The 15182-nt window shown below is 43.4% G+C and carries 13 protein-coding genes; 6 read left to right on the top strand and 7 right to left on the bottom strand.

Going from position 1 to position 15182, the window contains the following annotated elements; translation table 11 throughout:
- Positions 1-22: 22 nt before the first annotated feature.
- The 5 genes from AAC853_RS12890 to apbC all read right to left on the bottom strand — a co-directional run bounded on the left by AAC853_RS12890 (position 23) and on the right by apbC (position 5698).
- Positions 23-784, bottom strand: a complete 762-nt coding sequence (locus tag AAC853_RS12890; protein WP_340613431.1) for an IS5 family transposase — start codon at positions 782-784, stop codon at positions 23-25.
- 139 nt (positions 785-923) lie between these two features.
- Positions 924-2792 (bottom strand): outer membrane assembly protein AsmA, encoded by a 1869-nt coding sequence (asmA, locus tag AAC853_RS12885; RefSeq protein ID WP_340614785.1) that lies wholly within the window; start codon positions 2790-2792, stop codon positions 924-926.
- 64 nt (positions 2793-2856) lie between these two features.
- A complete protein-coding gene (gene dcd / locus AAC853_RS12880; RefSeq protein WP_338882793.1) occupies positions 2857-3438 on the bottom strand; it encodes a dCTP deaminase in 582 nt (193 codons plus the stop codon).
- Positions 3439-3485: 47 nt separating this feature from the next.
- Positions 3486-4127, bottom strand: a complete 642-nt coding sequence (udk, locus tag AAC853_RS12875) for a uridine kinase (RefSeq protein ID WP_338882795.1) — start codon at positions 4125-4127, stop codon at positions 3486-3488.
- A gap of 458 nt (positions 4128-4585) precedes the next feature.
- The gene (gene apbC / locus AAC853_RS12870; protein WP_340614784.1) at positions 4586-5698 is read right to left on the bottom strand and encodes an iron-sulfur cluster carrier protein ApbC; all 1113 of its coding nucleotides are present in this window, start codon (positions 5696-5698) and stop codon (positions 4586-4588) included.
- 183 nt (positions 5699-5881) lie between these two features.
- On the opposite strand from apbC, the gene metG reads away from it, so the two are divergent.
- The 6 genes from metG (at position 5882) to sanA (ending at position 13215) form a co-directional block, all read left to right on the top strand.
- The gene (metG, locus tag AAC853_RS12865) at positions 5882-7909 is read left to right on the top strand and encodes a methionine--tRNA ligase (protein WP_340614783.1); all 2028 of its coding nucleotides are present in this window, start codon (positions 5882-5884) and stop codon (positions 7907-7909) included.
- Positions 7910-8057: 148 nt separating this feature from the next.
- Complete coding sequence (locus AAC853_RS12860; RefSeq protein ID WP_340614782.1) at positions 8058-8555, top strand: CidA/LrgA family protein; 498 nt, start codon at positions 8058-8060, stop codon at positions 8553-8555.
- Positions 8549-9244: a CidB/LrgB family autolysis modulator gene (locus tag AAC853_RS12855; RefSeq protein WP_340614781.1), complete on the top strand. Its 696-nt coding sequence runs from the start codon at positions 8549-8551 to the stop codon at positions 9242-9244. The genes AAC853_RS12860 and AAC853_RS12855 overlap by 7 nt, the downstream gene beginning before the upstream one ends.
- A gap of 192 nt (positions 9245-9436) precedes the next feature.
- Positions 9437-10321, top strand: coding sequence for a cytidine deaminase (cdd, locus tag AAC853_RS12850; RefSeq protein ID WP_338882801.1), 885 nt, complete (start codon positions 9437-9439; stop codon positions 10319-10321).
- 265 nt (positions 10322-10586) lie between these two features.
- A complete protein-coding gene (locus tag AAC853_RS12845; RefSeq protein ID WP_338882803.1) occupies positions 10587-12284 on the top strand; it encodes an NAD-dependent malic enzyme in 1698 nt (565 codons plus the stop codon).
- Between the two features lie 208 nt (positions 12285-12492).
- Complete coding sequence (sanA, locus tag AAC853_RS12840; protein WP_338882804.1) at positions 12493-13215, top strand: outer membrane permeability protein SanA; 723 nt, start codon at positions 12493-12495, stop codon at positions 13213-13215.
- A 95-nt stretch (positions 13216-13310) separates the two neighbouring features.
- On the opposite strand, the gene yeiB is transcribed toward sanA, so the two are convergent.
- Entirely contained in the window at positions 13311-14468 is a 1158-nt protein-coding gene (gene yeiB, locus AAC853_RS12835) for a DUF418 domain-containing protein YeiB (protein ID WP_340614780.1), read from the bottom strand.
- A gap of 15 nt (positions 14469-14483) precedes the next feature.
- Entirely contained in the window at positions 14484-15152 is a 669-nt protein-coding gene (folE, locus tag AAC853_RS12830) for a GTP cyclohydrolase I FolE (protein ID WP_338882807.1), read from the bottom strand.
- Positions 15153-15182 lie beyond the last annotated feature (30 nt).

Below are 15182 nucleotides of genomic sequence, written 5' to 3'. Positions count from 1 at the left end.
GTTGACGTTTTGTGTTCATCATTTATTCTGACCACATGGGTAGCCAGACGATGATAAATGCCAGTGCCACCATACTGGCATAATTCCGTGCTAATTTATCGTATCTTGTTGCGATTGCACGAAAATGCTTGATTCTGGCAAACGCATTTTCCACTAAATGACGATAACGATATAAACCCTTATCAATCTTTTTATCCGATTTTCGGCTATTGTTCCGGTAGGGAATGACCGGTGTCGCGCCTTTTCGTTTGACGATTTCCCTGAAAGCTTCACTATCGTATCCTTTATCCGCAATAACAAAATCTGAAGTTGGAGATTGTGCAAGGAGACTTTCAGCATGAACGATATCATGTGTTTGTCCCTCGGAAAGCTCAAAATGGACAGGAAAACCGTAACTGTCTACGGCTAAATGGATTTTGGTTGAGAGTCCGCCACAACTTTTACCTATGGCCTCATTCTCCTCTGAGGCGGCGCCCGCACTATGCTGATGTGCACGGATAATACTGCCATCAATAAACAACCATTCAGTATCCGTGTCTTCAGACAACATTTTGAATAATAAATCAAAAATGCCTTTTTTTGACCAAGCATTAAAACGTCTGAATACGGTGTTCCATTTGCCAAATTCATCCGGCAATTCACGCCATGGAATACCCGTTCTCATCCGGTAAAGAATGCCTTCGAAAGTCAGTCGGTGTTCCTCTTTATTGTAGATAAGCTCATTTTGTTGCATGAATAAAAATAGCTTATTCCACAAAGGAGCTGGTAACATAGTTCTTGGCATGATGTTCTCAAGGTAACGGTTTTTTGGCGAAAACAAGGATACCAGATCATCATGCCGTTCCAATTCCCCTCACAAAACATCCACAGCCCCTAATAGAAACAGTAAATTTAGTAAATCAGGTGATCGCTTCGGCGATCACCTATTTTTTATTCAGCAGATCATCCAGCGCCTTAATATTTTCATTATCGCTGTTATTTTCTAGCCAATCTTTGATAGATTTATTGACCTTCCGCTGTAATTCATCACGCAGCATGGGTTCCACATTCAACACATATTGCAGATTATCCCAGTCACCATAAACCCGCAGTGGGATTTTTAACTGCGCCAAGCGACGTACAAACTCGTTTTGCGTACCCCATCCATTAGTTAATTGAACCCATAATGAAACATCGGTATTCTGTTTCAGTAAATTGGCTTTTCCCTGCCCTTTAATATTGAACATGCCCGAATTCGCTGCAAGTTCATTGATTTTAATCTCACCGTTCTCCAATTGTGCTTTCACCGACATGCTCTTGGCCTCAGTGAAATCATCTGTATTTGTAGGTTGGCTGACTTTATCTGTTGCCCGTGCAAAAGATTGTTGGATAAGCTGGGGAATATTCAATCCTTCCAGACGCGCGTCTTTTAGATCGATATTCAAATCACCTTGCCAATAATGAGAAATCGCGTATTCATCGTAACCTTCTCCCAAAAGATCACCGTCAACATTAAGCTGACCACTGAATATCGATGGCAATGCCAATGCAGTTAACAAAGGTTGTATCTCAATCCCCTGTAAAAGCGGCTTTGTGTGTAGTTTTGCCGGAATCACCGTAGCATCAATTGAAGTCGGCAGCGCAAAATATCCCCCAAACACGTTACCACTTAATGTTGTGATTTCCGCCAGGCCACTGTGATTGATAGCTTGCAAGCCAAAATGGTCAATACCCATGCCCTGATAAATAAATTTATCTGCCGTGAATGAGATATCAACATCAATCCCTTGCAAAAAGGTAAGGTCATAGTTAGATAATGCCGAAACTGACGTTGCAATCACCGGTTTTAAGGAATTATTTTCAACCCGATAATCATGTTTTGCCTGTGGCGTATTTTTTGGTAAAGCATCCCACCCCAATATGTTATCCAGATTGAACTTTGGCGAACTTAGGTTGATGGAATATTGCGGCTTATCTTGCAAGATAGCAGTAATATCCCCCTTAAGCTTATTCCCATCATTCATCGTCAATGCCATGTCTTGCAAAGAAATTGATTCAGGTACAGCCTGATATTTCACTTTGGCGTTGCCCGTTCCTTGGATACCTGAAGATGGTAACCCAATTCCCTTTAATTGGTATTCAAAAGAATGAATATCGGCCGATAACTGCTGCGGATAATCAGAAATATCTACCAACGAATTGAGTTCAAATGACAGCTCTTGTTGGTTTTTATTGATTTTACTGCGGAGATTAAGGCTAACGTGATCTTGATCACTTCGTTCCAGCAATAAGTTGAGATCACGGACATTTAATTGAGAATGCTCATTGGTTTGCCAGATCAGTAAGCTGTCTGCTACCTTGATTCTGGCAATATCTAGTTTCCAAGCCTGACTTCCCGCGACGATGGGATAGTGAGTATCGTTTTCCGGTGCAATTGGCGCTTCTGTCTGCTTTTGCGGCTGGCTATCCGGCGTAAACCGCAAGATAGCCCCTTTCACCATCACCTCTTTTACTGAGAGTTGATGAGACAACAGTGGCAGCAATTCCACATCCAAGCGCATATTTTCTGCCACAATAGTTGGCACCTTAGCATTCCTGGCAGTCAAAGAGACCTCACCGGTAAGAATGCTTAACTTTGGCCAAACATGCCAGCGCAAGTCATCCTGCAACACAAGCTGGTAACCACTCTTCTTTTGCACTTGTTCGACTATGTAGCCACGAAAATCGTTTGGATTAACCAACATAACCAATACAGTTAAACCAGTCACAATGACTACCAACAAAATAACGAGTGTCGTCAACAATCTTTTCATGACTTCCCCAGTCTCATGCTCACAAGAAGACCATTTTTTCACCAGAAAGCCTCACCAGAAAAAATTAATCCTCACTGATTCGGCTACCTACGGCTCCTTGCTGATTTTTATATTTAGCATCCTGACGTCGGTTATAAGGCCGCTCAGCAGAGCCAGAAAGTGGTTCAAAACTTAATGCTCCTATTACCATACCAGGACGCAAGGCTAAAGGCAGTTTGCCTGAATTATAGAATTCTAGAACAATTTGCCCGTGCCAGCCTGGATCAATGCGATGTGCAGTAACATGGACCATCAAACCAAGGCGTGCCAAAGATGAGCGGCCATCCAACCAACCGACTAAATTGTCAGGCAGTGTGACAGATTCCAGCGTCACTGCCAAAGCCAATTCACCGGGATGGAGGAAAAATGCTTCTCCATCCGACAAAGTAATTTCATCGCTCATGACACGATCAAGTGCCGCATTGACTTCCGCTTTAGGGCCACTTAAATCAATATAGGCGGCTGTATGACCACGAAAAACACGAAACTGATTACCAAGGCGCACATCAGCAGTTGCCCCATTAATACGTTCAACAGGAGGACGAGGGGTAATTACCAGCTTACCTTCATCTAGCCATTTAATAATGTCACGGTCACAGAGTCGCATTATTTCCTCTCAAATACGATGTTACTTATGAATGCCTGAACAACAGATCATTCGCAAAATTGGCCAATTTTGGCTTTTAAGATATCAATGGCCACGCGGTTTTTCCCACCACGAGGGACAATAATATCGGCATATTTTTTCGATGGCTCGATAAATTGCAAAAACATTGGACGCACAGTTTGATTGTACTGATCTATCACGGACTCCAATGAACGCCCACGCTCATTGACATCACGTTTAATACGGCGCATCAAACAAATATCCAGTGGCGTATCGACAAAAATGGAGAAATCCAGTTCTTGGCGTAAGCATTTATCTGTTAATAATAGAATACCTTCGAGGATAATAACTCTTTTCGGTGCAAAATGAATGGTTTCAGGTTTGCGGGTGTGCTCAACATAGTCATATTGTGGCAATTCAATGAATTTTCCGGCTTTTAATGCCTGAAGATGATTGAACAGTAAATGATGATCCATTGAAGTTGGGTGATCATAATTAACTTTATGCCGCTCTTCAACCGGGGTGTCAGTTTGGTCTTTATAGTAGCAATCTTCTGGAATAACGCCGATATTATGATCACCAACCTGATCCCGTAATTCTCGATAAATTGTGCTGGCAATAAGGCTTTTGCCTGAGGCGGAGGCACCTGAAATGCCTACGATTGTACACTTATGTGCTTCATCAGCCATACTAAAAATAACCTGGTCAAAAAAAAGAAAAAATAAAGTAGAAATATGGTTTTTTTATAACACCACATTTGGCAGATTATAGGGAGTTAATGGCTTCTATTCCAGAGTAAACAAAATAAGTCTCGTTTTTTTCGCTATGTTTCGAGTAAAAATCCCGCAGTTTTATATATCTAATCAATAATGTTCTATAAATAATTTTTATGCCAATGCGAAATGGAAGCTCGGAAGATGAGGGACTATATTGTGATCAAAATAAAAAATCGAAAACACTGGGGACCGATCAATGACTCTATCCGCATTAAACTTCAAGTTGCAATTTATAACACGCTATGAAACCTGATTTCTCCCCACGAAGCGGGGAGAAATCACACTCATCTTGAAGTCAGATGGGTATATATCAATCGAGCCATTGACCAATATTTTTTATATAACCGCTGATATACGGTTAAATTCATTAATCAAACTGCACGGAAAGAAATTTCAGTTGGGATTTTTTCGCCCTGCCAATACATCTTCGCAGAAATATTGGCCGCAATTTCGCGATAAATATCCGCAAATTCACTGTCAGGCTGGCTACTTACCGTTGGTTTACCACGATCAAGATCTTCACGCAGTGAAATATGCAATGGGATCTGCCCCAATAACTGGCAATCATATTTTTCTGCCAATTTTGCCGCCCCACCCGTACCGAAAATTGGCTCATGATGACCGCAATTACTGCAAATATGGGTACTCATGTTCTCAACAATACCCAGCACTGGCACATTGACTTTCTGGAACATGATGATACCTTTCATTGCATCGATCAGGGCAATATCTTGCGGTGTTGTGATAACCAACGCACCTGTCACCGGAATATTCTGGGACAGCGTTAACTGGATATCTCCCGTCCCTGGCGGCATATCAATCACCAGATAATCCAGATCCGGCCACAGCGTATCTTGCAACATCTGCATTAAGGCCTTGCTTGCCATCGGGCCACGCCATACCATCGCGTTATCATCGGTAACAAGGTAACCGATGGAGTTGGTGGCCATGTTGTGAACCATGATGGGTGCCATATGTTGCCCATCAGGGGAAGTCGGGCGCTCTTTGTCTGTGCCAAGCATATTGGGTATGGATGGCCCATAAATATCCGCATCCAAAATTCCCACTTTTGCGCCTTCCTGTGCCAGCGCCAGCGCCAAATTCACCGCTGTGCTGGATTTCCCTACACCGCCTTTTCCTGAACTGACTGCCACGATATTGCGCACGCCATTAACACCAGGCAAATTATTGGCACGACGCAACGTACTGATATTGTGGGTTAATCGCCATTCAACGGATCTTGCGCCCGTCACGGATTGCAAAGGTTGGGTGGTTTCTTTTTTTAATATTTCGAAGACACGTTTCCAGACAAACGGCATAGTTAGTTCGATATGTAGTATTCCATCCAGCATAGTGCAATGGTGCAATGCTTTCAGGGCAATCAAATCTCGTTCTAAAGTTGGATGTTTAAATGTTGCTAATATCTTTGCAACATGTTCTTTCAGCAGGTCAGGATTGGTCTGCTCCGGGGATTGTGAGTTCATCCCAGCTCCTTTTGATTTATCTTTCTCAAACCTAAAACTGTTCAGCCATCATAACAGAAGCTGACCACTTCGGATAAAGGCAATAAGTAAAAGTGACGAAGATTTCGCGTTACCCTAGCGACAACGCTCCTTATCAGGTAACATCAAAAACCCTTTTCACTTTACGGAAGTCAGATCCTAACTATGTCTCAAGTCGCGAACAAATTATTGGTGACCTGTGCGTTACCTTATGCTAACGGTCCAATTCATCTCGGTCATATTCTGGAACATATTCAGGCTGATATTTGGGTTCGTTATCATCGAATGCGCGGCAAAGAGGTTCACTTTGTCTGTGCCGACGATGCCCACGGTACACCAATTATGCTAAAAGCCCAGCAAAGTGGTATCTCTCCAGAAGAGATGATTGCCAAGGTGAGCCTAGAGCATCAGCAGGATTTTGCCGGTTTTGCCATCAGCTATGATAATTACCACTCCACGCACAGCGAAGAAAACAGAGCTCTTGCCTCTAAAATTTATCTGGAGCTGAAAAAGAACGGTTACATTAAAAACCGGACAATTTCTCAATTATTTGATCCAGAAAAAAGCATGTTCCTGCCAGACCGTTTCGTCAAAGGTTCCTGCCCAAAATGTAAGGCAGAAGATCAATACGGCGATAACTGTGAAGTCTGTGGCACCACCTATTCCCCAACAGAGTTGCTTAACCCTCGTTCCGTTGTCTCTGGGGCAACGCCAGAAATGCGTGATACGGAGCATTTTTTCTTCGATCTACCTGCTTTCAGCGATATGCTGCAAAAATGGACGCGTTCTGGAACCTTGCAAGAACAAGTAGCTAATAAAATGCAGGAATGGTTCGAAGCGGGACTACAACAATGGGATATTACCCGCGATGCCCCTTATTTTGGTTTTGAAATCCCTGATCAGCCAGGTAAATATTTCTATGTCTGGCTGGATGCCCCAATTGGCTATATGGGCGCGTTCCAAAATCTGTGTGATAAACGTGATGACCTGAATTTCGATGAGTTCTGGACAAAAGATTCAAAAGCCGATCTCTACCATTTTATTGGCAAAGACATCGTTTATTTCCACAGTCTGTTCTGGCCTGCCATGTTAGAAGGCTGTAACTACCGTAAGCCAACCAACCTGTTTGTCCACGGTTATATCACGGTTAACGGCACTAAGATGTCCAAGTCCCGTGGCACCTTTATCAAAGCCAGTACTTATCTGAAACACCTTGATGCAGACTGCCTGCGCTACTACTACGCAGCAAAACTTTCTTCCCGCATTGACGATATTGATCTGAATCTGGAAGATTTTGTTCAGCGAGTCAACAGCGATATCGTTAACAAAGTGGTTAACCTTGCTTCACGCAATGCGGGCTTTATCAACAAGCGCTTTGGCGGCAAACTGGCAGGGCAACTCGCTGATCCTGCGCTATACCAAAAGTTTGTCGAGGCTGCACAAAGTATTGCAGAAGACTTTACCAATCGTGAATTCGGCAAAGCAATCCGCGAAATAATGGCATTGGCCGATCTGGCTAACCGCTATGTTGATGAGCAAGCACCGTGGGTTGTAGCGAAGCAAGAAGGCCGTGATGCTGATCTACAAGCAATCTGTTCAATGGGGATTAACCTGTTCCGCGTGCTAATGACTTACCTGAAACCCGTTCTTCCAGGCTTATCTGCACGAGCAGAAGCTTTCCTGAATACCGAATTGACCTGGGACGGCATCCAGCAACCTCTGTTGAGCCATGACGTTTCACCATTCAAGGCGCTATTCAACCGCATCGAAATGGCAAAAATTGAAGCGATGGTCGCTGATTCCAAAGAGAGCATCGAACCACAAAAAACCGTAACTGGCCCACTGGCAGATGATCCCATTCAGGACACCATTACGTTTGATGACTTTGCCAAGGTTGATCTGCGGATCGCACTGATCAAACAGGCTGATTTTGTCGAAGGTTCAGATAAGTTACTGAAACTCATACTGGATCTCGGTGGTGAAACTCGCCAAGTCTTCTCTGGTATTCGTTCAGCCTATCCTGATCCCAAAGCACTGGAAAATCGCCTGACTGTCATGGTTGCTAACCTTGCACCACGCAAGATGCGCTTCGGTATTTCAGAAGGTATGGTGATGGCGGCAGGCTCTGGTGGCAAAGATATCTTCCTGTTAAGCCCCGATAGTGGCGCCCAACCAGGTATGCAGGTTAAATAACAGTTGCATATTTTTGATAAAAATCATTAACTATCAAATAGATAACAAGGCGGGCTCCAAAAAAGACCCGCTTTTTTATGTGATGTATGGCACATTTATAATGTTAGTCGTATGATGAAACCCTCGTTATATTGAGGAATTATTGATTATGTCTTTCCAAAATGTGCTGATAATAGGTTGGCAATACCTGCGCGCATTTGCGCTGCTTTATTTGTGCCTGATCGCGGGAAATATCATTTCGGCACAACTTCCCTTCTCTCTCCCCGGTAGTATTATTGGCCTACTTCTCTTGTTTGGTTTACTCGCATCTCAAATTATTCCCTCACACTGGGTAAAACCAGGCTGTAGCCTGTTGATGAAAAACATGACACTGCTCTTTTTACCCATCGGGGTAGGGATCATGGATTATTACCCACAACTTAGCCAACAAATGCTTCCTATCCTCCTTTCTTGTATCATTAGCACGGTGATTGTTATGGTCGTCGTTGCTTACAGTTCTCACTATATTCATCGTGAACGTATCATTATTGGTGCTAAACAAATGGATACTGGCCAGACGAATATTGAGCAACAAGAGCCTGCCTCGACACCCCAAAATCCATCACAACAGTTATCACAAGAATCGGAAGGGAAAGAAAAATGTTAAGCCATATTTGGTGGTCACTACCATTAACCCTGATCGTATTTTACTGTGCTAAAAAGCTGTCAGTACGACTCAAATTGCCTGTATTTAATCCCTTATTGATCTCAATGGCGGTGATCATTCCCTTGCTGTTGGTAACACATGCACCTTACGAACACTATTTCGCCGGCAGCCGGATACTGAATGATTTGCTACAACCTGCCGTTGTTGCCTTGGCTTTTCCTCTGTATGAACAGCTACATCAAATCCGTGCTCAGTGGAAATCTATTATTAGCATCTGTTTTGTTGGCAGCATTGTCGCAATGGTTACGGGGACTGCCATCGCATTATGGGCAGGTGCTACGCCTGAAATTGCCGCTTCTGTTCTCCCCAAATCCGTGACAACGCCAATTGCTATGGCTGTGGCCGATTCCATTGGAGGGATCCCTGCCATTAGCGCAGCTTGTGTCATTACGGTAGGTATCTTGGGAGCCATCTTTGGCCACAATTTGTTTAACATTCTAAAAATAAAAAACCAGGCATCACGAGGGCTAGCAATGGGCACAGCATCCCATGCCGTAGGAACAGCTCGCTGTGCAGAGATGGATCATATTGAAGGCGCGTACAGTTCACTGGCTTTAATGACTTGCGGCATTATTACCTCATTGATTGCACCTTTTCTCTTCCCAATATTGCTGCATCTGTTTGGTTAACTATTTATGGATGACGATGGTTTTATTGGGTAAAAATGAAGCAACCCCCTCTATCCATAGGGTAAAAAAATGACTTTTATCACTAAAATAATTTACTCATTACAAAAATTTCATTAAATATGTGATCAACATCACATTGAAAACCTGAACAAGCGTCCTAGAATGATCTTCAACTGGTTTGGAGATCATCCTATGCAAGCTCGTTTTCATGCTATTTGGTCAGAAATTCCATCTGAACTGCAAGCCGCCTTATTACCTTATATTGGCAACGACGATTTTCCAGCCATGCTGACAGCAGAACAAGTGGAATCAATCGAACAGCTCAGCGGATTTGATGTTCGGGAACTCACCTTGACCTTATTACCACTTGCTGCGGCCTATTCCTTTGCCCCTGTTTCCCATTTTTATGTTGGTGCAATTGTGCGGGGAGAAAGTGGTAACCTCTATTTTGGCGCTAATATGGAATTCGCGGGAGTTCCATTACAGCAAACCATCCACGCTGAACAATCAGCCATCACACATGCCTGGCTACGTGGTGAGAAGAAGCTAGTTTCCATCACAATCAACCACTCACCTTGTGGCCATTGCCGACAATTTATGAATGAACTAAATAGTGGAACACAACTGGAAATTTACCTTCCTCACCGTCCACGATTAACGTTGGCCGACTACCTACCAGAAGCCTTTGGTCCACGTGACTTAGCCAACACCCCATTGCTGCTAGATGAGGTTAATCATGGCCATCAATTGGCTACCAATGATGAAGTGGTACAAGCAGCATTGGATGCGGCGAACCGTAGCCATGCACCTTATAGCCAATCCCATGCAGGAATTGCCCTGTTGGATGAACAAGGAAAAATTTATACCGGCCGTTATGCAGAAAATGCCGCATTCAACCCCAGCTTACCGCCATTACAGGCAGCCCTGATTTTCATGAACATAGCAGGTGGCAATTGTCAATCTATCAAGCGGGCAGTATTGGTAGAAGGTGAAAATAACCATTTATCACAATGGAATGCTACTGAATGCACATTAACCGCTCTTGGCTGTACAAAAATAGAACGGTATACATTTTGAAAAGTACATGATCTAATAACATTTTATTAGCTAATTCTGTATGTTATATCTCATTTTTGCTCATGATAATCATATCTAAGTAACATTTACTGTACTTATTGTTTTTATCTTCTTAGGATCTATACCAATCTAACTTCAAGATGCATGTGATTTCTCCCCGCTTCGCGGGGAGAAATCAGGTTTCATATCATGTTGTAAATTGCAACTTGAAGTTTAATGCGTATATAGCCGATTTTGTTATTGATAAGTTCAAAGAGTAAGCATCATGGAACTGGAACACGAAAGTAAACGTCCTCTCTATATTCCCTACGCTGGCCCTATCTTGTTGGAATTTCCCCTACTGAATAAAGGTAGTGCCTTTACTGAAGAAGAACGCAGTAATTTCAACTTACATGGCTTATTGCCACAGGCCGTTGAAACAATAGAAGAGCAGGCCGAACGCGCCTACCGCCAATATTGCGATTTCAAAAACGATATCGATAGACACATTTATTTAAGGAATATTCAGGACACCAACGAAACACTGTTCTACCGCCTCCTTGATGCTCACTTAAGCGAAATGATGCCTATTATCTACACGCCAACCGTTGGTGCAGCGTGTGAACACTTTTCTGATATTTATCGCCGTGCCCGTGGGTTATTTATCTCCTACCCAAACCGGGCTTACATTGATGACATGCTGCAAAATGCCACCAAGCAAAATGTAAAAGTTATCGTTGTTACCGATGGTGAGCGTATCCTTGGTCTGGGTGATCAGGGGATCGGGGGCATGGGGATCCCGATTGGTAAACTGTCACTGTACACCTCCTGTGGTGGGATCAGCCCTGCTTATACCCTACCTGTGGTTCTGGATGTAGGAACAAATAACCCACAGCTCCTCAATGACCCATTGTATATGGGCTGGCGTCATCCACGCATTACTGGCAAAGAGTATGATGAATTTGTGGATGAATTTATTCAGGCCGTGAAACGTCGTTGGCCTAACGTACTGCTGCAATTTGAAGATTTTGCCCAAAATAACGCCATGCCGCTGTTGAACCGCTATCGCGATGAGCTTTGCTGCTTCAATGATGACATCCAAGGTACTGCCGCTGTTGCCTTGGGTAGCCTGATTGCCGCTAGCCGTGCTGCCGGCCGCCAATTGAAAGATCAAACTGTTGCATTCCTCGGTGCCGGCTCAGCTGGCTGTGGTATTGCAGAACAGATCATTGCCCAAATGAAATCTGAAGGATTGAGTGATGAACAGGCTCGTGCCCGCGTGTTTATGGTTGACCGTTTTGGCCTCCTCACCGACAAGCTACCAAACTTGCTGGATTTCCAAAGTGCATTGGTACAAAAAAGCGCCGCCTTGCAATCGTGGGATGTCACCAGTGATTCTCTCTCATTGACGGACGTAGTTCGCAACGCGAAGCCTACAGTTCTGATTGGTGTTTCTGGTCAATCGGGTTTGTTCAGCGAAGGGATTATCCGTGAAATGCACAAACATTGTGAACGTCCCATCGTGATGCCTTTGTCCAACCCCACTTCACGTGTAGAAGCTCGCCCGGAAGACATCATCAACTGGACGGAAGGCAAAGCGTTAGTCGCTACAGGAAGTCCATTTGCACCAGTAAAATATAACGATCAGGAATATCCAATTGCACAATGCAACAACTCCTATATCTTCCCAGGGATTGGCTTAGGTGTTATTGCTGCCGGCGCCAAACGTGTGACCGATGATATGTTGATGGCTGCCAGCCGCGCATTAGCGGATTGTTCACCACTGGCGCAAACAGGCTCTGGCCCATTGTTGCCACCGATTGATGACATCCAAGATGTTTCCCGCAAAATAGCCAAAGAAGTGGCGAAAAAAGCTCAAATTCAAGGCGTAGCAATTGTTACATCGGAAGATGCGTTGGATGAAGCGATTGAGCGCAATTTCTGGAAACCAGAATATCGCGTATATAAACGCACTTCATTCTGATATTGGTAATAAGCCTGCCAATATGACTGGCAGGCTTGATAAGTCATTAAATAACATCCTGCCAAGCAAATCATAAATAATGGCTTTATCTTTTTAAATTGAATCAGTTTAGTTCCGATATGATCCCTCCCAAAACTTGCTTCGATATTTCAAGTCAAGTAGCCTTTATGGCATTGGCTAATCAGTACATATAAGGCAAATAAAAATCATGTGGAAACGCTTGATTACTGGTTTTATTTTTATCATTGCTGTCCTGATACTGGCAGCCATCATGCTTGACCGTTGGGTTAGCTGGAAAACCGCCCCCTACATTTTTGATGATCTTAGGCAACTGCCTGAGCGGGAAGTCGGTATGGTACTCGGCACATCCAAATATTATAAAATCGGTACATATAACCAATATTATTTCTATCGGATCCAGGGAGCGGCTAATGCTTACAACAGCGGTAAAGTCAAATACCTGTTATTGAGCGGAGATAACGCCCAGCATAGTTATAATGAGCCAATTACCATGCGGAAAGATTTGATCAAGGCAGGCATTCCGGCCAGTAACATTGTGATGGATTTTGCGGGTTTCAGAACATTGGACTCGGTTGTCAGAACCCGCAAGGTATTTGATACCAACGATTTTACTATCATTACTCAACGCTTCCACTGCGAACGAGCCCTGTTTATCGCTATGCATTTTGGCATAGAAGCACAATGTTATGTCGTTCCCTCACCCAAAAATATGATGACAATCCGTCTCAGAGAAGTATTAGCGCGTCTCGGCGCCTTGACTGATCTCTATATTTTAAAACGTGAACCTCGCTTTTTAGGCCCATTATTACCTATCCCCGCGCCACATAACGTATCAACAGGAATTCAAGGTTACCCTGCGGTATCGCCAGAGGAGTTACAGGAATTAGAAAAGAAATCACAGAAGAAATAAGAATGGATAAAGTTGCAGTTTATCGACAAAACTAAAACTGCAACCTATTAGCCTCTAAAAATCGGTCAGAGAAAAAATAGCTGGCAAAATGTTTTCTAAACCTTACCTGCCAATTTTGCTGTTAAGCTGCGCCAGAGCTTTTCCATCGGCCCCTGAGAATAACGTTTCAACCACCAGCAAGCAAACCAAATATTCAATGCCCAGATAAAAGGAATAAATGCCATTAACTCCAAACGGCTAAACTGCCCAAATAAATCAAAACGATAAAAAAGTGTGGTACAAATCAGTGTTTGTAACAAGTAACTGCTCAGTGCCATTTTCCCAACCTGCCGGAGCCAAAACGTAATTTTCCAACGCGAAATGGCAGGCCAAAATCCATAAATCAATGCGATATAAGCTAATGCCAGCAACGGTGTCGCCAACTCAGTGACGGTGTAGCGGACAGTCCAGGATGCAAAATAGCTGTAGGGATATAAATATTGTATCGACAAGGCAATCCCCTGAATCACCATACCAACAGGGATCAGACATAATGCCAATCGGCGATAATGATTACGGCTAAATTCCCCTTTCAACCAACCATTACGCAGTAACATAGCACCACAAAGCATAACCCCTATTATTTGCCAGCCATATTGCACAATCACCACAATCATCGCACCGCTTATCTGACGAATACGGTATTCTAAGGCCAATAATCCATCATGTGTTTTCCAGTAGCTTTCATAAGAAATATCTTCCGGTGTCGGCTGCCAAAATGCATTATTTTCCCCTACAGGAAAGAGTCCTAAAAGGTAAAACATCATTAAGCCGAATAAATAGAAAGTCGCCGCTGTACCAAACAACTTTTGACGGGTATTGATAAAACGCCATGCCAATAAGCCAACAACGCCATATGACAACAAAATGTCGCCATCCCATAGCAAAACACCATGCAGCAAACCAATAACAGCCAAAACCAATAACCGGGAAATATTCCAATCACGTCCCTGTTGCCGAAGCAATTCAAGTGACGCGCCGAACAACAGCGTTAAGATGAACAGGAATTTTCCCTGAGTAAAAGTATTCAATACAGACCATGTCATTACATCAGAGAACGAGACTGAATCTTTATAAAACAAATTCATAGAGGCGGCATATGGCAAAGCAAAACTGGAAATGTTCAGCAATAATATTCCCAAAATGGCAAAACCACGCACACTATCAAGTATCTCAATTCTCTGACACATTACCCCATTACAACTGTGTTTCATGATAATAAAAGTTCATCATGACAAATGCAGGTGACGCACAGCACGCAGGAATTCCTGTCGTGTATTCTGGCTGGTTTTAAATAACCCTCCCAGAGCAGTCGTTGTCGTGGTACTGGTCGCATCGCGAATACCACGCGCTTTCACGCAATAATGGACAGCATCAATGGAAACAGCGACATTGTTTGTACCCAGCAGGGTTTGTAGTGCAATCAGGATCTGCTGTGTTAAACGTTCCTGCACTTGTGGACGCTGGGCAAAAAACTGAACAATGCGATTAATCTTCGACAAACCAATGACTTTATCTTTAGGAATATAAGCAACCGTGGCTTTGCCATCAATAGTGACAAAATGGTGTTCACAAGTGCTGGTCATCGTAATATCACGCACTGTCACCATTTCATCCACTTTCATTTTATTTTCTATCAGCGTAATTTTTGGGAAATTGTTATAGTCCAACCCTGAGAATATCTCATCCACATACATTTTCGCGATACGGGCGGGCGTATCTGCCAAACTGTCATCACTCAAATCGAGATTTAACAGCTTCATAATTTCTGTCATGTGTTCCTTAATGCGTACCTTACGCACCTCTGGTGCCAAATTTTGTCCACGCAATGGGGTTTCAAGACCACGGGCAACCAGTGCCGAATGCACTAGCGCAGCTTCTGTACTTAGGGATGACATCAGTTTCTCCAAGGTAAATATTTCCGTTAC

Source organism: Xenorhabdus thailandensis (genome assembly GCF_037996785.1).
GTDB lineage: Bacteria > Pseudomonadota > Gammaproteobacteria > Enterobacterales > Enterobacteriaceae > Xenorhabdus > Xenorhabdus griffiniae.
Note: the sequence above shows the minus strand (reverse complement) of the source record. Positions and strands in the feature narration are given on the sequence as shown.